Origin of the sequence: Synechococcus sp. BS55D, assembly GCF_004332415.1 — a bacterium.
Lineage (GTDB): Bacteria > Cyanobacteriota > Cyanobacteriia > PCC-6307 > Cyanobiaceae > Synechococcus_C.
Genome location: NZ_PHQT01000004.1, coordinates 220,664 through 242,392, shown reverse-complemented (window position 1 = coordinate 242,392; position 21,729 = coordinate 220,664). Strand labels below are relative to the sequence as shown.

Below are 21,729 nucleotides of genomic sequence, written 5' to 3'. Positions count from 1 at the left end.
CGACGATCTGGCCATCGACCAGTCCCTGGCCAACCTCAGATCTCGACTGGGCTTGTAACGATTCTGAAAGGCTTCGATCGCAATCGAACTCTCTCCATAGGATCCACACCGAACATGCCTTGAGCCAGGGGCAGGTCTTTGCCTCCACCAAGCTTCGTCACCCCGTTCCAATGACTCTCGCCAACGCGTCCTATCTGGGCATCGAGAGCTACACACAACCCACTCAGGAAAACTGGAGCAACGGTTCCGAAAATGACCGCGCTGCACTGATTCGTGCCGCCTACCAGCAGGTCTTCGGCTACCAGTACATCCTCAGCAGCGACCGTCTGGAAGGGCCCGAATCCCTGTTCCGTCGGGGATATCTGAGTGTGCGCGAATTCGTGCGCCAGCTGGCCAAGAGCGGGCTGTATCGCAAGCGTTTCTTTGAGAACTCGAACCCCTACCGGTTCATTGAGCTCAACCACAAGCATCTCCTGGGACGCGCTACCCAGAACAAAGCTGAGATGCTCCACCACTTCACAATCCTGCAGGAACAAGGTTTCGACGCTGAAATCGATTCCTACCTCGACAGCGCCGAGTACCAGGAACGCTTTGGCGAGGAAGTGGTGCCCTATCTGCACGGCTGGAACTACAGCGTTGGCCAGCAAGGCCTGCAGTTCTCCTACATGCTGCAACTCAGCCGCGGTGTCGCCGCCTCCATCAAGGGCGATATCTGCAAGAACCAGTCCCGCCTCAACCCCTCCGTGCACGCCGAAGCGCCTGTGACCGTGGTGAGCCCCAATGCCAAGGGCAATGTGTTCCGCAAGGTGGGCACCGATGGCGTGACCCGTCAGGGCGTCGGCGCCGCTGAAGAGGGGCGCACCTTCCGGATCGAAATCACCGGCCTGAACAACTACCGCCTGCACAAGCGCAGCAACCGTGTTCGCTTCGTTCCCTTCAGCAAGCTGCTGGATGTCCAGCGCCAGATCCAGCGCGAAGGCGGCCGGATCGCCAGCATCACCACCGTGAACTGAGATCACGGTCCGCCGTTCCCTTCTCCTCTGATCCCAATGAAAGTCTCTGCCGGCAGTCGCTCATCAACCTTTGCCTCCAACCGTCAGGTGACCTTGAAGGTCACTGGCATCGCCAACAACGACTACATCCGTACGGCCGACACTGTGATGCAGGTGCCCTACACCCGCATGAACGAAACCATGCGCATGATCCAGCGCATGGGTGGTCGGATTCAGGAGGTCAGTGTCAGCGGTGGTGACCTTGGAGCCAACGGTGCTGGCGAAGCCAAAGCGGCCAAGCCCGCCCGTCGCACCCGGAAGCAGGTCGACGACTGAAATCAGCCCCCCTCCGCCCTCCATCCAGTCACTCAACCTGGTGGAAGCAGCTCGCCCCCTCGTTCCGGAGGGGGCTTTTTCATGGTCGGGGCGGCCAGCCCACCAAGGGGTTGAATGGCAGACGAGACAGCCAGTTGTCACAGTGAAATCAGAACCGGCACAGGCCTTTTCGAGCTCGGAATGACCTTTTGTTAAAAGGCTCGCGGGAGCTTCTCATCTTCTTGAAGAATGGCCTGGCGAGGGAGAACGGCAGCCAACGGCAGCCCGTTCCCTGCCCCGAGAATCTGGAGCTCAGCTCCCGGTCCTCACCCCCAAACCACTCCCGACCCTTCGTCGAGAACAGGAGCTTTTCTCAATGTTCGACGCCTTCACCAAGGTTGTTGCCCAGGCTGACGCCCGCGGCGAATTCATCAACGCCGGCCAGATCGATGCTCTGGCTGCCATGGTTGCTGACAGCAACAAGCGCATGGATGCTGTGAACCGCATCACCTCCAACGCTTCCGCCATCGTCACCAACGCTGCCCGCGAACTGTTCGCTCAGCAGCCCGCTCTGATCGCCCCCGGCGGCAACGCCTACACCCACCGCCGCATGGCTGCTTGCCTGCGCGACATGGAGATCATCCTCCGCTACGTCACCTACGCAGCCTTCACCGGCGACGCTTCCGTCCTGGAAGATCGTTGCCTCAACGGCCTGCGTGAGACCTACCTGGCCCTGGGCGTCCCCGGCGCTTCCGTGGCTGAAGGTGTCCGCAAGATGAAGGACGCTGCCATCTCCATCGCCAACGACAAGAACGGCATCACCGCTGGTGACTGCTCCGCTCTGATGTCCGAAATCGGCACCTACTTCGACCGCGCTGCCGCTGCTGTCGCCTGATCCGGCTCCAGCTCTCAAGATTTCCGACCAGAACACCTTCTTCTTTTCCAACAATGAAGACCCCCCTCACCGAAGCCGTCGCCGCCGCTGATTCCCAGGGCCGCTTCCTCTCCAACACCGAAATCAACGCTGCTTTCGGTCGTTTCGAGCGCGCCGCCAACGCTCTGGCTGCTGCCAAGGCGCTCACCGCCAACGCTGATTCCCTCGTGAACGGCGCTGCTCAGGCTGTGTACAACAAGTTCCCCTACACCACCCAGATGCAGGGCAACAACTACGCAGCTGACGCTCGCGGCAAGGAAAAGTGCGCCCGTGACATCGGCTACTACCTCCGCATGGTCACCTACTGCCTCGTGGCTGGTGGCACCGGGCCGATGGATGAGTATCTGATTGCTGGCATTGATGAAATCAACCGTGCCTTTGAGCTGTCTCCTTCGTGGTACGTAGAAGCCCTCAATTATATTAAAGCCAATCATGGACTTTCTGGTGAGCCAGCCACTGAAGCGAATAACTACCTGGACTATGCAATCAACGCCCTAGTTTGATTGCATATAACGGATTTTTACATTCTCGGGCTCCCAATGTGGGGGCCCTTTCTTTTGAAGGCTAGGGCTTGAAGCTGCAGTTTATAAAACAATAATGCAGCCAGCAAGTGCAGCTCAGGCAAGAATGCATGCCATCTGCTATAGCATTTGCGCACTACTATTTGAGGGCATAGATTATTCTATTGGACCATTCGATATCATTCTGATAAGCAAAGAAGCCTCCGCATTTGTCTTTACCTCATCTTTTCATGAACATGACCTTCCAGCAGCCCGAGCAGATCATACACTTAATAAAGCAAGCAGGAGAAGGAGCGGAGATTATATACAACTCAGGAGCTATGCGTCTTCGCATTGACCTCAGGAGTGACGACATATCACTTTGGAGATCTCATTTCTTGACTGATCCCAGTGAAGCCAATCTTCTCGTTGCATGCGAAGATGGCGATGGCGAGTTAAAGCAGACGCGCCTCACCTGGGTCGTAGGTTCTTCTATTCGGACAACTTTTGTGTCTGGGAAGAAAGAAGCCAAGGCGCTTTTGGAAGCAATCGGTGTAGTAGCCCAGCTAGCCAGCCTAGCTTGCGATCGCTGCTATGGATTAGGCGAATCGACTGTATGGGCATTCTACTTGGACCGCAACAAGACATTGTCCGCAACTCCACTCGGCTCATGTTCATAACAACAGAAACCGAATATAGAGCGAAGATTAATCTTCTTGTCAGGCAGGCTAATGTATGCGGACTTGGCTCAAGAGAGACGATACCTGTTGAAGTTCGAACGATTATCAGGACTGCTGATTCAGCAAGGCGTCCACTGAGCCTAAACGAGATAGAATATATCTGTGCGATTTGCAAAAGTTCAGAGAAAGCTGTTATCGAATTAATCGAAAAGTCGCCTAAGATGATTGCTAAAGCGAGCGCGTCGCTACTACACAAGCAACCAGGATTGATAGCGCAAGGGGGAGAGCTTTTTCCAGAGCACAGAGCAGCGGCCTGCTGGAGAGACTGCGAGCAATTTATCAGAGTAGTGACTTATGGGGTGGCGTCTAATTGCACGGTAATTACCGACAAGGCAGGTATAAAATCATTATTGGAACTCTATATGGTATTGGGAGTTCCCGTAAAAGCGCTTTTGTGCGTCTTGACAGAATTAAAGAATCTCTCAGTCAATAGACTTAGAAGATCAGGCTATGAGCGTGAAAGTACCTGCGCTCAAGGTGCGTTTGATGACTTGATATGCGCGCTAAACCCAAAGAGTGAATGACTACTCGAGAACTACCATCAGGCAATTAAGGTTGTAGCAGGACATTCGGCCAACCCGATTTGTCCTCTAGAATGCAAGAGGTATAAGAAATTCTTAAGTCAACCAGAAAGAACTCTTCCTATGCATCCTGAAGCCCAACTCAAAATCACTTTGTTACCAGAGAATCCACAGCAGTGGCATCCCCCAGAGACCTGCGAACCTGAAATGGTCAATCAAGTGCCGCTTGATGCCCGCGGAGCCCGTTGGTCACATCGAGTACTAACCCCTCTAGACCTAAGAGAATCTAAACTATGCCGAGCCGATCTAAGGGGCGCTGATCTTTCTGGCTGCCAGCTTGATGGCTGCGATCTCAAGTTAGCTCGTTATGATATGAATAGCAAGTTTCCCGAAGGATTTAATCAATTCAGATCTGGAGCAGTCGGACCCAAGGCTTATCTGAATGGGGCATTTTTTAATGGTGCCGACTTAAGGAGTATGGACTTAACTGAAAGTAGTTTCATGGGGGCCTATCTCAGTGGCTGCGATCTTAGTGGCTCTGTGCTAGTTGGTGCATGCTTGGTGGGGGCTGATCTTCGCTTTGCAAAGCTACAGGGGTGCAGCTGTAAAGGAGCACGCTTTACGGGTAGCCAGCTGAATCAGGCCGATTTACGCGCGGCTGATTTCAGTAACACATCCATAGAGACTGCAGAGAGCATTCAGGGGGCTGATTTTAGTTGGGCCTCCGGGATCAATTCTGAGCAACTGACAAACCTTCTATCACGGCCACACACCGAGCTTGATTGCTGGAACCCATTCACTCGTACGACAACTCGGGCCTCTCTGGAGTCGCTTCGGTGCTGAGGGAAAGCGACACGAAAACAGCGAAGCGCTGAACTGCCAACTAGGGCGTCCAAAGGACAAAAGGGCACCCACATCACTGGAGGGTGCAGTCAGTCAGAAGGAGTTGAGTTTTATAAAGCAACCAGCAAGCTTGTCCGATGAGTCTTGGATAATGATATCGCTTCGCCCACGCACCCATGCCATTCGGCCCCGCCTCGATTCTCGGTGTTGAACGCTTCGCTCAAGACTGCGAGGCACCCCTGGAGTTGGCGCCTGGTGATGATGACGCCACCAAGGAAGCTCTGATCCGTGCTGTATACAAGCAGGTCCTCGGAAATGCTTATGTCATGGACAGCGAGCGTCAGCTGGTTGCCGAATCACAATTCAAATTAGGCGAGATCAGCGTGCGTGAATTCGTGCGCACCATTGCAAAAAGTGAACTCTATCGCACACGTTTTTTTGATGCGTGCGCTCGATACCGCTATATAGAACTGGCGTTTCGCCATTTGCTTGGGCGTGCGCCCGCTAGCTTTGAGGAAATGCGCCGCCACGCGGAGCGACTTGATGCAAGCGGCTATGAATCAGACATCGACAGTTTTCTCGACTCTGATGAATACCAGAACACCTTTGGTGAATGGACAGTCCCGTACCAGCGGGGCTGGAGGACTGAATCCTGCGCCACTCTCCAGGAGTTCACATGGTCGTTCCAGCTACTGCGGGGAAACAGCAGCAGCAGCCTGAAGGGAAACCTCGCTGGGATCCAGAGTCGGCTGGGCGGTGCAGCCTACCAAAACCGCCCACTCCCGGTGGTGGCAACGTCATCGATCGATTCACAGGGATGGAGTTTTCGTCCATCACCAAACCTCGGCGATGCCGCTACTCGCAGTGGCGTTGGCGCAGGGCAAGAAGGAAAGGTCTATCGGGTTGAAGTCACAGCATATCGTGCAAATAATGTGCGGCGTGTCTCCCGATACACGAAGTCCAATCGAGTCTATTTTGTTCCCTACAACAAGCTATCAGAGCAGTATCAGCGCATTCATCGCGAGGGAGGGAAAATAGCTAGTATTACCCCCATTTGACAAGTTCGGAGTGCGGGCAGAGATCGGCTCTCTTTTTCATGAATGTCCATAGATTTCTGTGCATCCACGTCAGCACTATGACAGCTCTAAAAGACTGTTAAATGCCAGGACGACCACACCAAGTCCCTCATTCCTCGCTAGCCATGTCAATGAATCAATCTCCGGCACTTGGATTTGGTGCCATTCAATTACTAGACTCACCGGCCAGCTTTTCGCGAAGGCTGAACCATCAGGCTACAGATGCAGCAACGAGCAATGATCGATACAGAAACCAGCAAGACCTGAACGGACTTGGGGCGTTCACAGCCAGCGATAACGCCTCCTATCAGCTAGCGGTGATTGCTGCCTATCGTCAAGTATTCGGCAATGTTCAGCCGATGGAGAGTGAGCGTCTGCTGAGTGCCGAATCACAACTCCGTAATGGAGATATCAGCGTTCGTGAATTCGTGCGCCGCCTTGCGCTATCAAGTTTTTATCGCTCTCGCTATTTTGATGCGGTGTCTCCGCATCGTGCTGTTGAACTCAACTTCAAGCATCTACTTGGTCGCCCGCCGCAGGACGAAGCCGAGATCAGTGCCCATGTAGCAACGGTTGCCACCTCTGGTTTTGAAGGTGAGATTAACAGCTACCTTGATTCCGATGAGTATTTGCAGACATTTGGTGAAGACACTGTTCCTTATCCCACCAGCTGGAATTCTCCACTGGGTCAGCCACAGTCTGCCTTCAACCGGATGGCGGCTCTTGAGCAGAACTTCGCAGGAAGTGATACCGCTGTGGGGAATAAGAGTCAGCTATTGGGTAACCTTGCAAGAGGCTACAGCCTCTCGATCAAGGTCCCGGCTCAAGTCTACAGATCTGGAAACGCAGGCAGCGTGAATCGATCATTGGCGGGAGGTACCCGTGGGATGTTTGAGCCCGTCAGGCGTATCAATGCCGATGGGGGTGACTCCGCACCGATGCGCGGCGATCTTTACGTTGGCTTCGGTCTTGGCCAACGAGATCAGGAGGTGTTTGAGCGCAGCGGTGGTGAGTCCGCTGATCAAATTGCCGGGCTGATACGTGCAGCCTATCGCCAGGTGATGGGCAACCCCCATCTGATGGAAAGCGAGCGGAGCCTCACAGCAGAGAGCCAGTTCGCGGAGGGTCGGCTCAACACGCGTGAGTTTGTACGTGCAGTTGCTCTTTCTCCTGATTACCGGCGCCGCTTCTTTGAGAGCAACCCGCCCTATCGCTTTGTGGAGCTCAACTTCAAACATCTTCTGGGTCGAGCTCCACTCACTCAAGCAGAGGTAAGCGAGCACATCCAACGACTCGCCAACGAAGGCTACGAAGCCGAAATCAACAGCTATATTGATGGCGATGAATACCAGAATCTGTTTGGCGAGAACACCATCCCGTTTGCTCGTATCAGCTCAGAACAAGGTCGCTCCCAACTAGCATTCAACCGTCATCTTTCGCTGGTAGGGGGCTATGCATCGAGCGACACAGTCCAATCTGCATCGAATCTGGTGATGTCGGTGGCCACCAATACGGTGCCCAGCAATTGGTCAAACACGTCGCAAAGGATCAACCGCATCGGTGCCAACGCTGGCACCACCGAGCCAACAGGCAAGCGCTATCGGATTGTCGTTCAGGCCCAGCCTGCGGGAGGCCGGCAGCGCACGCCGAATGCGACCTATCTCGTCTCAGGGAAAGACATGACCAGCCAGCTCGGTTATGTCCATCGCCGAGGTGGTCGGATCCTCTCGATCACTGAAGTGCTCTGATTGCTACAAGGCGATCAAGACTACGTTCTCGCCAACTCAAAAACATTCAATCTGTCTCCTCCCATGCCTGAAGCTACAATCGCTATAGCTGATGCCAGTCTCCGTCAAGAGTCGGCACAAGCCATTATCCGTGCGGCCTACCGCCAGGTATTCGGCAATGCCCATCTGATGGAGGAAGATCGTAACGCCACTGCAGAAAGCCTTTACATCAACGGCGATCTCAACGTCCAGGGGCTGGTGACCGCCCTTGCCCTATCAGACAGCTACCGCCGTCTTTTCCTGGACAAGAATGGACCCTATCGCTTCGTGGAGCTCAACTTCAAGCACCTCCTAGGTCGCGCACCCCGCAATCAAGCTGAGGTTAGCGAGCATGTGCAGCGACTTGCAAACGAAGGTTATGAAGCTGAAATCAACAGCTACACCTTCAGCGTGGAATACATCGACGCCTTTGGGCTCGATGATGTACCCCACATGCGCGGCAGCCAAAGCCAAATCGGTGAAAGCAACGCCACTTACGTCCGTTCGAAGGCCCTTGGCAACGGCTTCGCCGGATTTGACGGAAGCCATCAGTCCGTGCTTCTGAGCAGCATTGGCACCGGCACTGCATTCTTTGATGGCAGCAAGGTCCCAGGACCTGGAAATCGAGACAGCAAGCGTTACGCCATCACCTGGACCACTGCGAACCCAGTGGGCATGCGTCGCCGTTCCGTGCAGACATCGATCGCTCCCTACAGTTCCCTGACGACAGCGATTCAAGGCATCCAGAAACGAGGCGGACGCATCCTTTCTGTTGCAAACACTTAACGACCACGGGCCTGGAGTCAATCCAGGCCCCCTCTCCAGTAGCCTTGTGTAAGGTCGGTTAGCTGGGAATCATTCCCCTAAATCTAAATGGCCGCTGAATTCTGATCAGGACAAATTAAGTGCCTCTATCGCCCCGCCAATACCATCAGGACAAGAGCCACGCTGAAAAGTCCCCAGGCCATTCACGGAACGGTGTCTCCATGGCAATGGCCTTAATGGTGGAAACCATGGTTCACATGGTCCACAACTCTCAAGCTCCGCAGAAAGTCTCACGTTGAATCAGATGGCTCTAGTTCAAGGCTGAGTATGAATCTCGAAAAGTTTGTCTTTCATAGCGAAGGGAATTGGCGCTCCATGAGGAGTGGCCACTCGCTTGCCTTTCGACAATTTGAGGAAGTGCTGAGCCATATTACGATCAAGCGGCTTTCACTTGATGATCCACGGGTAACCGATCTGATAGCAACCGCTGACGAGCCAAAAGTTAAGCCTTGCTCACCCTTTTATATGGAGTGGAGTGCGGAGAGTGACTGGGAGCCTGATGATCCATCGCTCGTCAGTCAGGGATCATGTGTGTTGGTGCCATTCCCTACAAATGCAGAAGAAGGACTTTTGCTTCGCAGTGTTGGCTATGCTGAAGCTGAGCAAGCTATTGGAAAATATTGCTTTCTTTCCGATGGTACGTTTACACTCACAACATGCTATGGGCAATCCATTGCAGAGGAGAGAATCTGGTTCATATCAGAACATGTGCGTTGTCGTTCCTCGGTGCTGAGGACCTCGGAAGGCTCTGGTGTTCTACAGACTTCATTTTCTTCAGAAGTCCGGCGGCTTAGCTTCTAAGATAAGAGCCGTTCTAGTCGTGGACTCCTCTCTACTATTCGCCCAAACTCTTTGCGGCCATTATAGCAACCTTGATCAGGCCCAGCAAGATCCTTCAAAATTCGCGCGCATTAATATCTTCTTCATGCCCCTCCCCTGGGAGGTGCTCCGTGCACCGGGCATTTATTCTGAACAGAGCTTCGACCATGATCCGTGGCGCCCATACCGACAAGGAGTTCATCGCCTAAGCCGATGTGATGATATACACATTGTTGAGAATTTTGGGCTTGAGCAGCCGGAACGGACCGCCGGAGCTGGGCTGCATCCTGAACTTCTCCAAACGATTGATGCCAATGCCCTCATCGAGAGATGCGGCTGCGCCATGCATTTTCGATGTGTTGAGCCTGGCTCCTACCTTGGTGAACTTGAGCCGGGTCAAAAGTGTTTGATTCCCCGCGATGGGAAACTCACCTATCTCGTCAGCGAAGTGGAGCTCAATCAGGACCGTTGGAGCAGCCGAGATCGTGGGTTTGACCCACTCACTGACGCCCCGATCTGGGGTTCAGAGCATGGGATGCTCCGCTTTGCAAAGATTTCATCCTTCTCGGACCAGTTAGACGAAAGCTGGGTGCAATCATAACAAGATGATCCGTGAAGATGCGCTCTAATGCACTCAAATGATGCACATAAGTTGCTCAAAGCGTGGATCCGCTCTCAGCATCTGATCTGCCTAGGCACGGACTTCATCTTTGAAACCGTTGATCAATCACACGTGGAACGATTCGAGCAGTGCATGCTGGATTGTGGTGGACATGTGAGGGAAGTGCGCGCCGTGGGAAACTGGCCAATGGGACCTAACCGATCATTCAAAGTGTTGAGAGCTGTGGCATCTATACCAAGGCCTGGCGGAGAAGAACTTGTCCAGTACTGGGCCAGCCGTGGAGGTAGGAGCACACGTTTCTCGGAAATCAACCACTGATGGCCCGCAACAATTGAAGGCGAGCCTCCACGTAGGGATGTGTTTCTTTGCCATTGATTACTTTACTATCTTCGCCAGAATCGATCAATTCTTGAGCCATTGCTGCCGCGTAGCGGCATTCCCACCAGGGCGTGCGATCGACATCTTCCCATCGGCTGAGATGCCGCTTACACAGCAGGGGATCTAATGAGGCCAGAGCCAATAGGGCTGCAGCTTTTGATTTGACGAATTGCGGCCTTTGGTTATCAACCGCCTCGACGAGCCACTCTGTAATCATCGCCATGGCTTCCATCGGCCATCGTTTATGGGAACCAAAAAGTCGAATAAAAAAGTAATGCGCACCATAATCGTTATGCGCATTCTCGAGCCAGCCTCGCCGCAACAGCGGCCAGAGAGCCTCAGCTGGCCGTTGACGCAGTGTCTGAAGTGCCAGATAGCAACGGCTGAAGTCAGTTCCAAAAAACTCCTGGATCAGGAATGCATTGTCAGGCTCATCGTCATAGCGATGTACCAACACCAAAGCACTTGGATCATCACGCAACAAGGCATCAAGCGCATCTGTCAATACCATGCCCTCACAGGACGTGGCACTCTCCGGCCAGAGAGCCTTAAGAGCACGCATCCGAAATACGGGGGAAACCGGTGCCTGGAGGACACTCGGGAGAAGATTAATAGCACCAGCATTGATCACATCCTGGATAGCAGACTGGCGATCCATCTGATTTGGCAGAGTGAGATGGTCTTCAAGGGCCAGTAGCTGATCACGCTGACCTGACAGCTGGGCAATGGCACACAGAGCTGCCCCGCGCACACCAGGATTGGAATCGTTCTGGAGGCTTTCAATTGCTGCCAAGGCAGAGCGAACCTTCAATCCAGCCAGGCTCTGGATCAAAACCCGACGATTCTGGGCAGGATCAGCCAGGCAATCGATCATCACCTGATGCAACATTGAATCCATACAACCCAATTGCTCAAGAGCCCAGGCACTATTTTCAACGAGGTAGGGATCTTCACTCTTGAGGCAACAACCGATAGCCGATATTGCTTGTTGTGCATTCAGACGACCAAGCACCTCCACCGCCTTACGCTGGGCTAAACGGATGGGCTGCTCTTCGGAATCAACGGCAAGGAGTTGCAGGAGGGCTTTCTCGGTGGAGTCTCCAGGAAAATTAATCAGGTGGGAGGCCGCCATGTAGTAATCGCTGGCCGATTCAAGTGCCTCAAGAGGCTGTTCTAAAATCCGCAGAGCCTCCTGCTGGGTGAGGCCAAGATGGATGTTGTCGAAACGGCTCACGGATGGCGCTGCAGGGCGGGCCCTAGATTCACACCTATTACCATTGCAGGTCAGGTTACCCAAGCAGGCCGTTCGTTAAGAACGTTCCATATATTGGCGGTCTGCTTGATGTTGGTGCACCATGGGACATCGTTGTTCCTGCCAGCATGGGGCCTTTTCTAACCAACTCCTATGTGATCAAATTGAGCCTTGGCAAGAGTGCAAGGCTGAATTCACCACAACAGTTGTGCGTTCCTTACGAACTACTCAGCCGCACACTGGATCTCATCAATCACCAAGGAGCAGGGGTGCAGGATGTGTCCGTGCAGGGGGGCACAAGCACTCAAGCTCCTCCAGCCCAGACCCCCCCTGAAGCGGTGTCAACGGAGAAACAGCCTCGGGTTGCTGGAACGAGGCAGCGTCGGTCGCGCGTCTCCTAATCAGCCTTGCATCGCGAACACGGCATCGGCAGGACGCCCCTGCTTCAGGGCCTCCCAGCCGATAGCGCGCAAAAACGTTGGGCCGTCCATCGTTTCCACCACATCCACACCCCAGGCCCCCAGCGTCAGGGGAGAACCCGCTGAGCTGGGACTGTCCTTGCGCCCGCCAAGGGCCAGCAATTGATGCCCATCGGTATGGCCGCAGGCCCGCCGAAACCCCCGCCATGCCTGGATCAAGTCAAGGGCCAGATCCGCAGGTGCCAGATCCGATTCGATGCGAATGAGCCAATGGGGATGATCCAACGGCTCTGCCGAAACAATCGCAGAAGCGTGCGCCTTCAACCCTGCTGCAAGGACCACCGCGTTGAAGGGTGGTACGCCCGGCTCTTGTACCTGGAGGTTATGGGACAGAACGAAGCAGGTCATGCCGATGCCGTGTGTTACAACGACGCTAGGCGGCCGCCAATGGAACTTGATAATGCTTCCACCCGCTAGCCAGCAACCGTGAATGACAGCCAATGCTCGCCGATCAGCGGGCAACCCCTCCAACTGAGCGAAGAGGAAGCCAGCCAACTGGCGGAGGAGCTCAAGCACCAGCTCCGGTGCGGACAGGTGCCTGATGCCAACAGCAGCAGCATCGAAAGAATGGTGGCGGGCCTGGGCGACCGGCGTGGTCTGATGCGACTCACCTTCGCTGAAAGCCTCGGTGTCGTTGGCGAAGCAGCCGTGCCAGCCCTTTGCAAGGCCCTTGAAGGCCACGACAACGTCACGGTGCGGCGTGCCGCCGCCAAGACCCTCACGCTGATCGAAGATCCACAGGCTTTGCCAGTCCTGCTGAACGCCCTCCTGCATGACCCTGACCCAGTGGTTCAGGGGTCTGCCGTGGGAGCTATGGCTGCACTGGGCGCGGAAGCCGTTGATGCACTCCTGGGCGTCCTGATCAACCCCAAAAGCAGTTCAATGCAACTGGGCTTGGCCAGTTGGGGGCTTGCTTTTGTTGGCGCGCGGGCCCCTGAAGCCTTGCGCGAGGCCGCAGGCTCCGAGCATGCGGAGATCAGAGCTGCCGCAATTGCTGCATTGGGCGATCAAATCCAGGCTCAGGGGGATGAATCCGCAAGAGATCTCCTGATTCGTGCGCTCAGCGATCAGCATGTCGATGTGCGGGCCGAGGCAACCACCTTGCTCGGCAAGCTGCATGATTCTTGTTGGGCAACACCACACCTCATCCCGCTCCTCAATGACGAAGCGGGCCAGGTGCGCAAGAACGCAGCTCTTTCACTGATGAAGCTAAAAGCAAGCGACGCGTTACCAGCCCTGCGCGAGCACCTCCAGTGCGAGCACGAATCAGATGTGACGGCCGTGTTACGAGTTTCCATCAGCCAGCTCGAAAGGATCTGATCTTGATCCTCAAGCCAAGTCAGCTACCGTATTGACGGGCCTTTAGATCCTCGATCCTGATCAGGGCCGAGCTCACAGTCTCCCGCACGTAATCATCAGTTGCCGGGTCATCAAGCAGCTGCTGTAAGGCTGGCTCAATAGCAGGATGATCGATCTGTGCCAACGCATTGACCGCTGCAACTCCTTGAGCTGGATTGTTACCGCGACTCACCTGCAGCAAGAGAGGCACCGCTTGGCGACCCACCTGACCTAACGCCATGACGGCTGCGACCGCAACCACAGGTGAGCGATCATCAAGGGCTGCACGCAAAACCGCCATGGCCTGCTCAGTAAACGCTTGACCTGCGTAGTTGGAAGCCAACTGGGCGTAGGCTTTAATGCAACTTGCCCTCACCGTGTCATCGCTACTGGTGCTGAAGCACTCAGCAATCGGCTGCATCGAGCGCGCACCGAAGGCCCCAAGCCCCCGAACAGAAGCTCGACGCAGAGAGATATCCGGCTGATCCAGGAGCGCGATCAAACGCGGGATTGCTTCGTCTGGCCAGTGTTCGACCATAGCCGTGAAGGCGCGCGTTTGAATGTAGGGGTTGGGATGGGCAAGATCTGCAAACAGTTGATCGAGATCGGGGGGGTGTGGCATTGAAGTAGTCGCTGTTTTGAGGCTGGGAAGGGGAACCTAGACCGCCACGATCCGCCGATGGAAAGCCTGAAACAAGACATGAAAAAGGGGGCCTTGGGGCCCCCAGATGTCATCATCAAAAATGAGGCTCAGGAGAGCGCATTGATGGCGTAGTCCAGGTAGGACTTGAACTCGTTCAGAGCCTGGGGGCTCATGTCACGAGGGGAGCATGCCCGGTCGCGCGTGAAGGTCAGCGCTTCCACGTAGGCAGCCGTTGGCAGACGCAGGGTGCGATAGACCTCGCGAGCGCCTGCGATGCCCCACTCATCCAGGGGGCCGGTACCGCCAACCACGAGGCAGTAGTTGATCAGACGCAGGTAATGCGCGATGTCGCGGTAGCACTTGTCCACCTTGGTCTGATTCTCGCCAGCCTCACCGGGCTGCTTGAGGTAGGGGTACTTGCTGAAGCATGCGTCGCCTGCCTCCTTGGTCACCTTGTCCAGACCTTCGGCAAGCTTTTCAGCGGCTTCCAGGCGCGCAGCGGCACGCTGGATGTTGCCTTGAACGGCCTCGAGGTCGTTCTGGGAGGGGAAGCGACCAGCGGCATCAGCGGCGGTCACAACAGTGGTTGCAACAGATTTCATTGTGGATCTCAGCAGGAGAAGTTTGGATTGTTAAAAGATCAAAGCTGATATCTTGTGGGCTCAGCCGAGCGCGCCGATCACGCGATCAAAGTAGGAGGCTGCTTCAGCAACCAAGGCGGAGCAATCACCCTTCACGGTTTCCATCTTGCGGAAACGGGTCTCAACAGGATTGGTGCCGGTGGTGTTGGTCTCGTTGATGTGAGCCGTGGAAGAGGCCTTCATGATGGCCACAGCGCGAGCAGCCGATTGCAGGGGTACGCCGAGGGCGATGTAGGTTTCCTTCAGGCCGTTCAGGCAGCGGTCATCCAGCACGGAGGCATCGCCGGCCAGCAGGGCATAGCTGATGTAACGCAGCACGATCTCGCCATCACGCAGGCAGGCAGCCATACGGCGGTTCGGATAGCAATTGCCGCCAGCCTGGATCAGGCCGGTGTTTTCGCAGATCATGCCGGTCACGGCATCGGACACGATGCAGGAGGCATTGCTGGTGATGGCGTTTACAGCGTCCAAACGCTTGTTGCCTTCAGCCACGTAGTTACGGAGAGCGGCCAGCTCACCGTCACCGATGGGCGCGGTTTTGGCATCGGCGCTGACGACAGCGCGTGAAAAGGCGTCGAGCATGGGGGTCGGAACGAAAGGAGAATGCTTAGGCGGAGCGTCGGGCGGACCCGATGTGGAGAAAGGTCAGGGCTTGACGATTCCCGCTCTTTTCACCTGAGCACTTGCAAAAATTACGGCCATCCCCCCCAGCCCTTTCCCGATCCGATGCATCACGCAAACTTTCGTCATTCCCGTCGCCGAAACTCTCTGGCCCTAGTGCTCGCAGTGGTTCTGGAAGGCGGTGGGCGGAGATGCCGCTCGCCATTGCCAGGGAAAACCGGCTTCTTTATTTTTTGTTCCGGATTGGCTTCCGGTGCTCACAGGGGTTGGCGTTTGATGGACAGCTCGCCAATAAGCTGAGGCACGCCAGTGAGCTTCCACCATGTCCAGCGCCAGTTTTGATCCGGTCACGGCCGACGCCATTGCTGAGCCGTCTCCGAGCCGCGAGGAGCTGCAGGAGGCCATTGAGCAGCTCATGGCGTTCCGAGATCGGATTGTGAGCGACGTCACGGGCATGGGCCAGAAGCTGAAAATGCCGCAGCAGCAGGTGGCCTTCACCCTGTCCCAACATCCCGAGCTTCAGAGGATCGAGTCGGTTCTGGCCCAGCTCCAGCTCCAGATCGCTGAGCTGGCCTAGCCCTTTCCCATTCACTGCTGCCTCTGCAACCATGGCACCTGCCCAATCCATGCGTGAGTTCCTGGAGGCCAGTCGTGGGGTCTGGCTGACTCGTCGAGCTGTCCATCACCTCGACCATCAGGACGACGAATCTGGCGATTCCAACCTCGTGATCGAGCCTTTCAGCTGTTTTGATCCTGCCGTGGAGCAGATCTGCCAGGCCCTCGACATTGACCCAGGCCTGGCCGCTGGAGGAGCTCGCTTCTGGTGGGAGAGCAATCTCAAACCCTTGGCCCGAACCGAAGACCAGGCCGCTGTAGTCATTGACATCCCGATCGAAGGCGATCCATCCCGGGGATTCCTAGTGCGGGACAAGGGCTACGTGGAGAAACAGCCGGTGCTCAGTGAATACGCTTTTTCCCCTGATGGCGTGATGACGGTGACGACCCGCTACGACAGCAATGTGGGCACGGAGCGCTGCTGGTTTGTGACAGATCAGGTGCGCATGCGGGTGAGTTCGGTGCAGTGCCTCGATGGTGTGTCAATGACCACCTATTGCACGGAGCTGCGTTGCCCATCTGTTGAGGATCTTCAAGCGGTTCGAGCCAGTGCCGAGGCCCTGGCCACCCGTCTCGTGTCCCTGACCCACTGAACTGCTGAACTGCTGCGCTCGACGATGTTTGATCCCTTTCTCCAGGAACTGACCAGCAGATTGGAAGCGTCGGGGGGCCATCCCCTGCCACCGCCCGATGGGCTGGCCGAATGTCGATCTCAGAAGCAACAGAGCGTGATTCGAAGCTGGCTGTGGCAGGTGCCAGGATTTCGGCGTTGGCGCGTGACCAGATTGGATGCCGGTGACAGCCTGCAGGTGCTCAATTCTGTGGCTTATCCCGATTTCTCCAATGATCAGCCTTTGTTGGGCATCGATCTTCTCTGGTTTGGTGCCCGCGGAAAACTAGTTGCCGTGCTCGATTTTCAGCCACTGGTCCAAGATCAAGACTACCTGGATCGTTATTATCAAGGGCTACGCGAGCTAATCACTCATTACCCAGATCTACACGGTGCCGAGGCGATGCGCTCCTTTGATCCTCATCAGTATTTTTCACCATGGCTGCTTTTTTGCCGTGGGGGAGCTGAGCAGGCCCAGGGATCTCTGCCCAGTGCTTTTACACTCTTTCTTGACTGCTACTGGCAACTCAGCGCTGCAGCCGACCATCGCACTTCACAGATCACCGCTGAGAAGGTTCAAAGCCTGCAGGAGGATTACGACGTGTATAGCGCTGAGCGCGATCCAGCCCACGGACTCTTCACCAGCCACTTTGGCAAGGCCTGGTCTGATCGTTTTCTGCACGAGTTCCTGTTCCCCGCAAGCCGTTAGCCATGACCTCTTCCCGCTCCAACAGTCTTGAACACGTCAATTTCTCGAACTGGCGATGGCAGCCCTTCCTGGAGCATGCGGTCAAGGTGCTTCAGCAGTTCAATCCCATCGCTTACCCGATACCCCAACAATTTCTTGAGCAATCCGGAGCTACTGGGTCCAAGGCCCAACCCCTAGCAGTCCACACCGCCACCTGGGCGTGTCAAACCGAGAAATTGCGCCAGGTGAGGGCTGCCTGTGTGGAAGCTGGAGCAGCGGCTTCCGTTCTCAACCTGGTGATCAACCCCAGCTGCCGGTACGACCTGCCGTTCTTCGGCGCCGATCTGGTGACCCTGCCCTCCGGACACCTGCTGGCGTTGGATTTGCAACCGGTCGACCGTGGGGATCCTCTTCACACACAGCCTGTCTGGAATCGTTTGCTGCCCATCTTTGAGCGCTGGAAACCACTCTTGCCCCATGGTGGGCCAATTCCTGCGGAAGCAGAGCCATACTTCTCTCCAGCGTTCCTCTGGGCTCGCCTGCCACTGGATGAATCTTCAGATGCACTAATTAGCAGCACTCTATTCGATGCTTTTGCTGAGTACCTCAATCTCTACGTCGATCTAGTGCGCGCAGCACAACCGGTAGCAGAAGAGCGCTCAAAGTTTCTGCTTGATGGCCAACGGCGCTACACCCACTATCGCGCAGAGAAGGATCCCGCGCGCGGAATGCTCAGCCGCTTCCACGGTGCCGAGTGGACCGAAGCTTATATCCACGATGTGTTATTTGATCTGGATCGTCACTACCCTGCATAGTCCGAGATCAAAGCAGGCCGAGCGTATGGAGGGGGCCCCGTCCGCTGATCAGCTCCAGCAGGAAAGCGGAAAAACCCACCATCGCCAAGCGACCATTCCAAACCTCCGAGCTGTTGTTCCAGCCCCAGGCCCACTTGTCCTGGGGATAGAGCTTCACCTTGGTGGGCAGGGCCGCCGCCTGATCCAGGTTCACTTCCGGGCCTTCGAGGGCGTGTTGCACCAGGTGGGCGAGGCCATCGATGAAGGCGGTGCTGGTGTCCAGCGCCGGCACGCGCCGGAAGTTGGTGATGCCTGCTTCGGTGGCGATCTCGCGGTACTCGATGTCGATCTCTTCGAGCGTTTCGATGTGCTCGCTCACGAAACTGATCGGCACCACCACCAGGTCCTTCACCCCCGATTCCCCCAGTTCATGCAGGGCGTCATCGGTGTAGGGCTTCAGCCACTCCACCGGGCCGACGCGGCTCTGATAGGCGAGGGTGAACGGGTTGGCGTGGCCGAGATCCCGCTCCAGCCGCTCCATGATCAGCCTGGCGCAAGCCTCGATCTCCTGCTGGTAGGGATCGCCCGCCTCCTCCACATAGCTCTTGGGGACGCCGTGGGCGCTGAAGAACACATGGGCCGTGGCGGGTTCAGGGCAGGCGCGGATCTCGCGGGCGATCAACTCGGCCATGGCGCCGATGTAGCCGGGGTCGTCGTAGTAACTGCGGATGCAGCGGATCGGCAGGCGGGCGAAGGCGGGATCGGCCTGGCGCAGGCGCTGCAGCTCGCGGAAGCTGGAGCCGCTGGTGCTGATCGAGAAGTGGGGGTAGAGCGGCAGCACCACCACCTCATCGATGCCGTCGGCCTTGATGTCGGCCACGGCCGACTCGGTGAACGGATGCCAGTAGCGCATCGCCACGTAGCTGGTGGCCTCGATGCCGCGCTGGCGGAGGCTGCTCTGCAGTTCTCGGGCCTGCTGCTCGGTGATGCGCCGCAGCGGCGAACCGCCGCCGATCAAGCGATAGGCCGCCTGGGATTTGCCGGCCCGCAGGCTGCTGATCAGCCAGGCCAGGGGCTTCTGCAGGGCCGGGTTCGGCAGCCGGATGATCTCCGGATCGGCGAACAGGTTGTAGAGGAAGGGACCGACGTCCTGGATACGCTCAGGGCCGCCGAGGTTCAGCAACAGCACGCCGACCTTGCCGCACACCTTGGACATGGCCTACCGATCCAGCTATCCCTTCATGGTATGACCGGATCTGGGGTCAACAGTGCGATCTCAATGGAACGGTATCAGCCGCGGAAAAGCAGTCATGGTTTTGCAGCAGAGATGACGATAATCACTGCCCACTGCCAAATGGAATCATCTTGCATCTGGGAGTTGAGGGGCAAGCATTCATCTGAGGCGATCATCAGCCTGCCAAAATGGGTCAGTCAAAAATCAAGGATGATCTCATGACCGAGGAGGGCTTATCCAAACAGACTAGATCAGGTTCTGATTGGCAGTGGGAGTTAATGCGAGCCAGCTTCGATGGCGACTGGCTGGGGACGACGACGTGGTACGACAGAAACGCCAACGGCATGGATCTGAGCCACGGCATGTGCAGCCCTACAGAATCGCGGTACGCCATTCGGTTTTCTGATGCTGATACCGGAGAGTGGCATGGAACAGGTCTTCGATTTGCCCCGGGTGGAGAACGCCGATTCCCCCTGGATCGACACCACTACAACCTCGGCCATCACTGCTGGCATTTCCCGGAGACCGCAGGTCAGTCAAGCCTTGAGGTTGGCGAGAGCACAACGCGAGCGGGCCATGAAGTGAATTTTTTCAATGGCCGCTCCCGATCGATGCTTGTTGCCCTCTATCAGCGCCAATGTGACGGCCGGATGATCCTGGTTTCAATCGCAGCCACCCCGTTTCGCTGTCAACGGGCAAGACCCGATCCCGCCCGTGAACAGATGCAGTCTGTAGACGCCTTATTGTCGGCTGTCGCAGGATGGCGTGGGTTCGAGCAGGAGCTGAGACCGGGCGTGCAGCATGGAGCGTTTGTATCAACCAAAGGGGCACCTGAATTCGATGCAAACACCTTTTGCTCACAGGATGTGAATGGCATGTTTGCAGATGATTTGATTTGCAGCCTTCCCGATTAAATGTCAAAGGGTGAATTCAATCTCCAATTTGGCTGCTTGCTAAATCCAAAGAGTTTTGTCCATCTCAACATCGCTTACGACGCAAATTATAAACTGAGTCGCTGGGTAGAGCGTCGATATCAATCAACCATGCACGGATAACTGAAGGTGAAGCCAATTTTCTTCAGCTTTTCGTTACTAACGCGCGCATTGAGAATTCGATCAGCCGTGTCAATTGTCAACCACTTGGCAAAAGGCAAGCCAGCTCTCTCGCAGAGGCGATCTGTAAGCTCTTGGCCACTCAGTTGTGTATCGTTAACAAGATTATAGGTCTCATCCAGGCCTTGATCGAACGCGAAGCAAACACCCCGGACAATGTCATCGCGGTGAATCCAGCACGGAACATTCTGGCCGTTGCGTTGCACCAATCCACCAGCCGCTGATAACAGCATGGATGGGATGTCACGCCCGGGGCCGTAGATGCCTCCCAGACGAAGCACGCAGACCTTAATTTTGTCAGAGCGGATGGATCCCATCATCTCTTCTGCTTGGAGCAGAACCTGATTGACAGGATGCATATCGCTTATCGGAGCCGTTTCGTTGGTGAGGGCACCATGGCGGTTGCCGTATACGCCGCAGCTGCTCAGATGGACGATCTGCAGAGGTGTGTTGCGGGGGCGTCGATCCAGCGTCTCGACGAGTCGTTGCAAACCACCGAGAAAGGTTTTCCGGTATTGGCCCAGATCAACCTCGGAACCCTTCGAGGGCGCGAAGGAAACCAGAATGCCATCCAGATCAGCGGTGAAGTCAAGGTTGGTGCTGGGGTCCGTCGAGTCAAAGATCAGCGGGGTTTCCACAAGCTCGGCCAACTCGCCGAGGCGCTCACGCCGGGTGGTGGTAGCCCACAGCGCGTGACCCTCCTGCTTCCAAGCCCTGGCCACCTCCTCGCCCACGTAGCCGCAGCCGAGGATGGCACGCCGTTCGCCCGAGGGCAGGACGGGGCTCTCCTGCTTGGCCAGCAGCTGGTAGAGGGAGGCCAAATCTGGGGAAGTTGTCACAGCGGGCAACTCAACAAGTGAATATTTGTAAAGCATAGGAGTCCAGGCCGCTGCCGGTGTGCTGATGAATACCGTCTTGCCAGGACAGGCTGAAAAGGCCCTCCCATGGGAGGGTTGATCACCGATGCGGTGCTTTCATGCCCACCTATCGCGTTGCTGCCGCAGGCCTGGAGGCCATGCAGGTCAACGTGCCCGGCTGCAGTGGAGATGCTCTCAGCCTGGCACTGGGGCCGCTGGGGCTCAGCGACTTCAGGGTCGAGCGGCGCAGTCAGGACGGGCGCCAATGGTTTTTTCAGGCAACCTTCAAGCCCGGCGGCATCGAGGCACCGGCCGCCGGGCTTGTCACGAGGTTGGTGAGCGTCGATCGCATTCTCGACTGACGCCATGGGAGCCCCGCAATGGCCCACGGCCTCTGCGCAGTTGTGGATCGCCTGCCTGACCTGCAACAGCCCTGCAGGAAGCTGGTCCTGGAGGGGACACCAGCACGGTGCCCGCCTCAGCCCCCAATCAATCGCGAGCTGGTACGGAAGAT

At 56.2% G+C, this 21,729-nt stretch carries 27 protein-coding genes; 20 read left to right on the top strand and 7 right to left on the bottom strand.

Features of this window, described 5'->3' with window-relative positions; genetic code table 11:
* Positions 1 to 170: 170 nt before the first annotated feature.
* From CWE16_RS10605 to CWE16_RS12305, 13 genes are all read left to right on the top strand, one after another.
* Positions 171 to 1,013: a phycobilisome rod-core linker polypeptide gene (locus CWE16_RS10605; RefSeq protein WP_131595248.1), complete on the top strand. Its 843-nt coding sequence runs from the start codon at positions 171 to 173 to the stop codon at positions 1,011 to 1,013.
* Between the two features lie 36 nt (positions 1,014 to 1,049).
* The gene (locus tag CWE16_RS10600; protein WP_131457016.1) at positions 1,050 to 1,328 is read left to right on the top strand and encodes a phycobilisome linker polypeptide; all 279 of its coding nucleotides are present in this window, start codon (positions 1,050 to 1,052) and stop codon (positions 1,326 to 1,328) included.
* A gap of 355 nt (positions 1,329 to 1,683) precedes the next feature.
* A complete protein-coding gene (locus CWE16_RS10595; RefSeq protein WP_131456363.1) occupies positions 1,684 to 2,202 on the top strand; it encodes a phycocyanin subunit beta in 519 nt (172 codons plus the stop codon).
* A 53-nt stretch (positions 2,203 to 2,255) separates the two neighbouring features.
* On the top strand, positions 2,256 to 2,744 hold the full coding sequence (gene cpcA / locus CWE16_RS10590) for a phycocyanin subunit alpha (RefSeq protein WP_131457012.1): 489 nt from the start codon (positions 2,256 to 2,258) through the stop codon (positions 2,742 to 2,744).
* 248 nt (positions 2,745 to 2,992) lie between these two features.
* Positions 2,993 to 3,421, top strand: coding sequence for a hypothetical protein (locus CWE16_RS12035; protein ID WP_161567586.1), 429 nt, complete (start codon positions 2,993 to 2,995; stop codon positions 3,419 to 3,421).
* Positions 3,412 to 4,005, top strand: coding sequence for a phycobilisome polypeptide (locus tag CWE16_RS10585; protein WP_161567585.1), 594 nt, complete (start codon positions 3,412 to 3,414; stop codon positions 4,003 to 4,005). Before CWE16_RS12035 ends, CWE16_RS10585 begins: the two co-directional genes overlap by 10 nt.
* A 120-nt stretch (positions 4,006 to 4,125) precedes the next feature.
* Positions 4,126 to 4,845 carry a pentapeptide repeat-containing protein gene (locus tag CWE16_RS12370; protein WP_330848557.1) on the top strand — a complete coding sequence of 240 codons (720 nt, stop codon included), beginning with the start codon at positions 4,126 to 4,128 and terminating at the stop codon, positions 4,843 to 4,845.
* Between the two features lie 176 nt (positions 4,846 to 5,021).
* On the top strand, positions 5,022 to 5,903 hold the full coding sequence (locus CWE16_RS10575) for a phycobilisome linker polypeptide (protein ID WP_131457008.1): 882 nt from the start codon (positions 5,022 to 5,024) through the stop codon (positions 5,901 to 5,903).
* Between the two features lie 143 nt (positions 5,904 to 6,046).
* On the top strand, positions 6,047 to 7,669 hold the full coding sequence (locus tag CWE16_RS10570; protein WP_131595247.1) for a phycobilisome rod-core linker polypeptide: 1,623 nt from the start codon (positions 6,047 to 6,049) through the stop codon (positions 7,667 to 7,669).
* A complete protein-coding gene (locus CWE16_RS10565) occupies positions 7,670 to 8,473 on the top strand; it encodes a phycobilisome rod-core linker polypeptide (RefSeq protein ID WP_330848556.1) in 804 nt (267 codons plus the stop codon).
* Between the two features lie 306 nt (positions 8,474 to 8,779).
* A complete protein-coding gene (locus tag CWE16_RS10560; RefSeq protein ID WP_131595246.1) occupies positions 8,780 to 9,313 on the top strand; it encodes a phycobiliprotein lyase in 534 nt (177 codons plus the stop codon).
* A gap of 19 nt (positions 9,314 to 9,332) precedes the next feature.
* Positions 9,333 to 9,932, top strand: a complete 600-nt coding sequence (locus tag CWE16_RS10555) for a chromophore lyase CpcT/CpeT (RefSeq protein WP_131457002.1) — start codon at positions 9,333 to 9,335, stop codon at positions 9,930 to 9,932.
* A gap of 27 nt (positions 9,933 to 9,959) precedes the next feature.
* Positions 9,960 to 10,271, top strand: a complete 312-nt coding sequence (locus tag CWE16_RS12305; RefSeq protein ID WP_131595245.1) for a CpeR family transcriptional regulator — start codon at positions 9,960 to 9,962, stop codon at positions 10,269 to 10,271.
* Here CWE16_RS12305 and CWE16_RS10545 read toward each other — a convergent pair.
* Complete coding sequence (locus CWE16_RS10545; RefSeq protein WP_131456998.1) at positions 10,261 to 11,565, bottom strand: HEAT repeat domain-containing protein; 1,305 nt, start codon at positions 11,563 to 11,565, stop codon at positions 10,261 to 10,263. The two genes, CWE16_RS12305 and CWE16_RS10545, sit on opposite strands and share 11 nt — an antisense overlap.
* Positions 11,566 to 11,984: 419 nt before the next feature.
* Positions 11,985 to 12,410, bottom strand: coding sequence for a DUF2656 family protein (locus CWE16_RS10540; RefSeq protein WP_131456996.1), 426 nt, complete (start codon positions 12,408 to 12,410; stop codon positions 11,985 to 11,987).
* A gap of 78 nt (positions 12,411 to 12,488) precedes the next feature.
* Between CWE16_RS10540 and CWE16_RS10535 the strand changes: the two genes are divergently transcribed.
* Positions 12,489 to 13,382, top strand: a complete 894-nt coding sequence (locus tag CWE16_RS10535) for a HEAT repeat domain-containing protein (protein WP_131456994.1) — start codon at positions 12,489 to 12,491, stop codon at positions 13,380 to 13,382.
* 19 nt (positions 13,383 to 13,401) lie between these two features.
* On the opposite strand, the gene CWE16_RS10530 is transcribed toward CWE16_RS10535, so the two are convergent.
* The 3 genes from CWE16_RS10530 to cpeB all read right to left on the bottom strand — a co-directional run bounded on the left by CWE16_RS10530 (position 13,402) and on the right by cpeB (position 15,266).
* Complete coding sequence (locus tag CWE16_RS10530) at positions 13,402 to 14,022, bottom strand: HEAT repeat domain-containing protein (protein ID WP_131456992.1); 621 nt, start codon at positions 14,020 to 14,022, stop codon at positions 13,402 to 13,404.
* A gap of 128 nt (positions 14,023 to 14,150) precedes the next feature.
* Positions 14,151 to 14,645, bottom strand: a complete 495-nt coding sequence (gene cpeA, locus CWE16_RS10525) for a class 1 C-phycoerythrin subunit alpha (RefSeq protein WP_131456990.1) — start codon at positions 14,643 to 14,645, stop codon at positions 14,151 to 14,153.
* 60 nt (positions 14,646 to 14,705) lie between these two features.
* The gene (gene cpeB / locus CWE16_RS10520; RefSeq protein ID WP_131456988.1) at positions 14,706 to 15,266 is read right to left on the bottom strand and encodes a class 1 C-phycoerythrin subunit beta; all 561 of its coding nucleotides are present in this window, start codon (positions 15,264 to 15,266) and stop codon (positions 14,706 to 14,708) included.
* 361 nt (positions 15,267 to 15,627) lie between these two features.
* On the opposite strand from cpeB, the gene CWE16_RS10515 reads away from it, so the two are divergent.
* From CWE16_RS10515 to CWE16_RS10500, 4 genes are read left to right on the top strand one after another with little or no spacing between them, the layout of a single operon-like run.
* Complete coding sequence (locus CWE16_RS10515) at positions 15,628 to 15,882, top strand: hypothetical protein (protein ID WP_131456986.1); 255 nt, start codon at positions 15,628 to 15,630, stop codon at positions 15,880 to 15,882.
* A 31-nt stretch (positions 15,883 to 15,913) separates the two neighbouring features.
* Positions 15,914 to 16,513 carry a phycobiliprotein lyase gene (locus CWE16_RS10510; protein WP_236629690.1) on the top strand — a complete coding sequence of 200 codons (600 nt, stop codon included), beginning with the start codon at positions 15,914 to 15,916 and terminating at the stop codon, positions 16,511 to 16,513.
* Between the two features lie 24 nt (positions 16,514 to 16,537).
* A complete protein-coding gene (locus CWE16_RS10505; RefSeq protein WP_131456984.1) occupies positions 16,538 to 17,239 on the top strand; it encodes a 15,16-dihydrobiliverdin:ferredoxin oxidoreductase in 702 nt (233 codons plus the stop codon).
* Positions 17,240 to 17,241: 2 nt separating this feature from the next.
* Positions 17,242 to 18,033 (top strand): phycoerythrobilin:ferredoxin oxidoreductase, encoded by a 792-nt coding sequence (locus CWE16_RS10500; RefSeq protein ID WP_131456982.1) that lies wholly within the window; start codon positions 17,242 to 17,244, stop codon positions 18,031 to 18,033.
* Between the two features lie 7 nt (positions 18,034 to 18,040).
* On the opposite strand, the gene hemH is transcribed toward CWE16_RS10500, so the two are convergent.
* A complete protein-coding gene (gene hemH, locus CWE16_RS10495; RefSeq protein ID WP_131456980.1) occupies positions 18,041 to 19,228 on the bottom strand; it encodes a ferrochelatase in 1,188 nt (395 codons plus the stop codon).
* 206 nt (positions 19,229 to 19,434) lie between these two features.
* Here hemH and CWE16_RS10490 point away from each other — a divergent pair, with 206 nt between their 5' ends.
* Positions 19,435 to 20,160, top strand: coding sequence for a hypothetical protein (locus tag CWE16_RS10490; protein WP_131456978.1), 726 nt, complete (start codon positions 19,435 to 19,437; stop codon positions 20,158 to 20,160).
* Positions 20,161 to 20,279: 119 nt separating this feature from the next.
* Here the strand turns inward: CWE16_RS10490 and CWE16_RS10485 are convergent, their stop codons facing one another.
* A complete protein-coding gene (locus CWE16_RS10485) occupies positions 20,280 to 21,233 on the bottom strand; it encodes an NAD-dependent epimerase/dehydratase family protein (RefSeq protein ID WP_131456975.1) in 954 nt (317 codons plus the stop codon).
* 101 nt (positions 21,234 to 21,334) lie between these two features.
* Here CWE16_RS10485 and CWE16_RS10480 point away from each other — a divergent pair, with 101 nt between their 5' ends.
* Complete coding sequence (locus CWE16_RS10480) at positions 21,335 to 21,577, top strand: hypothetical protein (protein WP_094592367.1); 243 nt, start codon at positions 21,335 to 21,337, stop codon at positions 21,575 to 21,577.
* Positions 21,578 to 21,729 lie beyond the last annotated feature (152 nt).

Coding starts and splice junctions, on each gene's coding strand:
- CWE16_RS10490 (WP_131456978.1), top strand. CDS start 19,435: ATGGGTCAGTCAAAAATCAAGGATGATCTCATGACCGAGGAGGGCTTA.
- CWE16_RS10485 (WP_131456975.1), bottom strand. CDS start 21,233: ATGCTTTACAAATATTCACTTGTTGAGTTGCCCGCTGTGACAACTTCC.
- CWE16_RS10570 (WP_131595247.1), top strand. CDS start 6,047: ATGTCAATGAATCAATCTCCGGCACTTGGATTTGGTGCCATTCAATTA.
- CWE16_RS10595 (WP_131456363.1), top strand. CDS start 1,684: ATGTTCGACGCCTTCACCAAGGTTGTTGCCCAGGCTGACGCCCGCGGC.
- CWE16_RS10515 (WP_131456986.1), top strand. CDS start 15,628: ATGTCCAGCGCCAGTTTTGATCCGGTCACGGCCGACGCCATTGCTGAG.
- CWE16_RS10500 (WP_131456982.1), top strand. CDS start 17,242: ATGACCTCTTCCCGCTCCAACAGTCTTGAACACGTCAATTTCTCGAAC.
- CWE16_RS12035 (WP_161567586.1), top strand. CDS start 2,993: ATGAACATGACCTTCCAGCAGCCCGAGCAGATCATACACTTAATAAAG.
- CWE16_RS10510 (WP_236629690.1), top strand. CDS start 15,914: ATGGCACCTGCCCAATCCATGCGTGAGTTCCTGGAGGCCAGTCGTGGG.
- CWE16_RS10605 (WP_131595248.1), top strand. CDS start 171: ATGACTCTCGCCAACGCGTCCTATCTGGGCATCGAGAGCTACACACAA.
- hemH (WP_131456980.1), bottom strand. CDS start 19,228: ATGTCCAAGGTGTGCGGCAAGGTCGGCGTGCTGTTGCTGAACCTCGGC.
- CWE16_RS12370 (WP_330848557.1), top strand. CDS start 4,126: ATGCATCCTGAAGCCCAACTCAAAATCACTTTGTTACCAGAGAATCCA.
- CWE16_RS10540 (WP_131456996.1), bottom strand. CDS start 12,410: ATGACCTGCTTCGTTCTGTCCCATAACCTCCAGGTACAAGAGCCGGGC.
- CWE16_RS12305 (WP_131595245.1), top strand. CDS start 9,960: ATGCACTCAAATGATGCACATAAGTTGCTCAAAGCGTGGATCCGCTCT.
- cpeB (WP_131456988.1), bottom strand. CDS start 15,266: ATGCTCGACGCCTTTTCACGCGCTGTCGTCAGCGCCGATGCCAAAACC.
- CWE16_RS10585 (WP_161567585.1), top strand. CDS start 3,412: ATGTTCATAACAACAGAAACCGAATATAGAGCGAAGATTAATCTTCTT.
- cpcA (WP_131457012.1), top strand. CDS start 2,256: ATGAAGACCCCCCTCACCGAAGCCGTCGCCGCCGCTGATTCCCAGGGC.
- CWE16_RS10575 (WP_131457008.1), top strand. CDS start 5,022: ATGCCATTCGGCCCCGCCTCGATTCTCGGTGTTGAACGCTTCGCTCAA.
- CWE16_RS10600 (WP_131457016.1), top strand. CDS start 1,050: ATGAAAGTCTCTGCCGGCAGTCGCTCATCAACCTTTGCCTCCAACCGT.
- CWE16_RS10560 (WP_131595246.1), top strand. CDS start 8,780: ATGAATCTCGAAAAGTTTGTCTTTCATAGCGAAGGGAATTGGCGCTCC.
- CWE16_RS10530 (WP_131456992.1), bottom strand. CDS start 14,022: ATGCCACACCCCCCCGATCTCGATCAACTGTTTGCAGATCTTGCCCAT.
- CWE16_RS10480 (WP_094592367.1), top strand. CDS start 21,335: ATGCCCACCTATCGCGTTGCTGCCGCAGGCCTGGAGGCCATGCAGGTC.
- CWE16_RS10505 (WP_131456984.1), top strand. CDS start 16,538: ATGTTTGATCCCTTTCTCCAGGAACTGACCAGCAGATTGGAAGCGTCG.
- cpeA (WP_131456990.1), bottom strand. CDS start 14,645: ATGAAATCTGTTGCAACCACTGTTGTGACCGCCGCTGATGCCGCTGGT.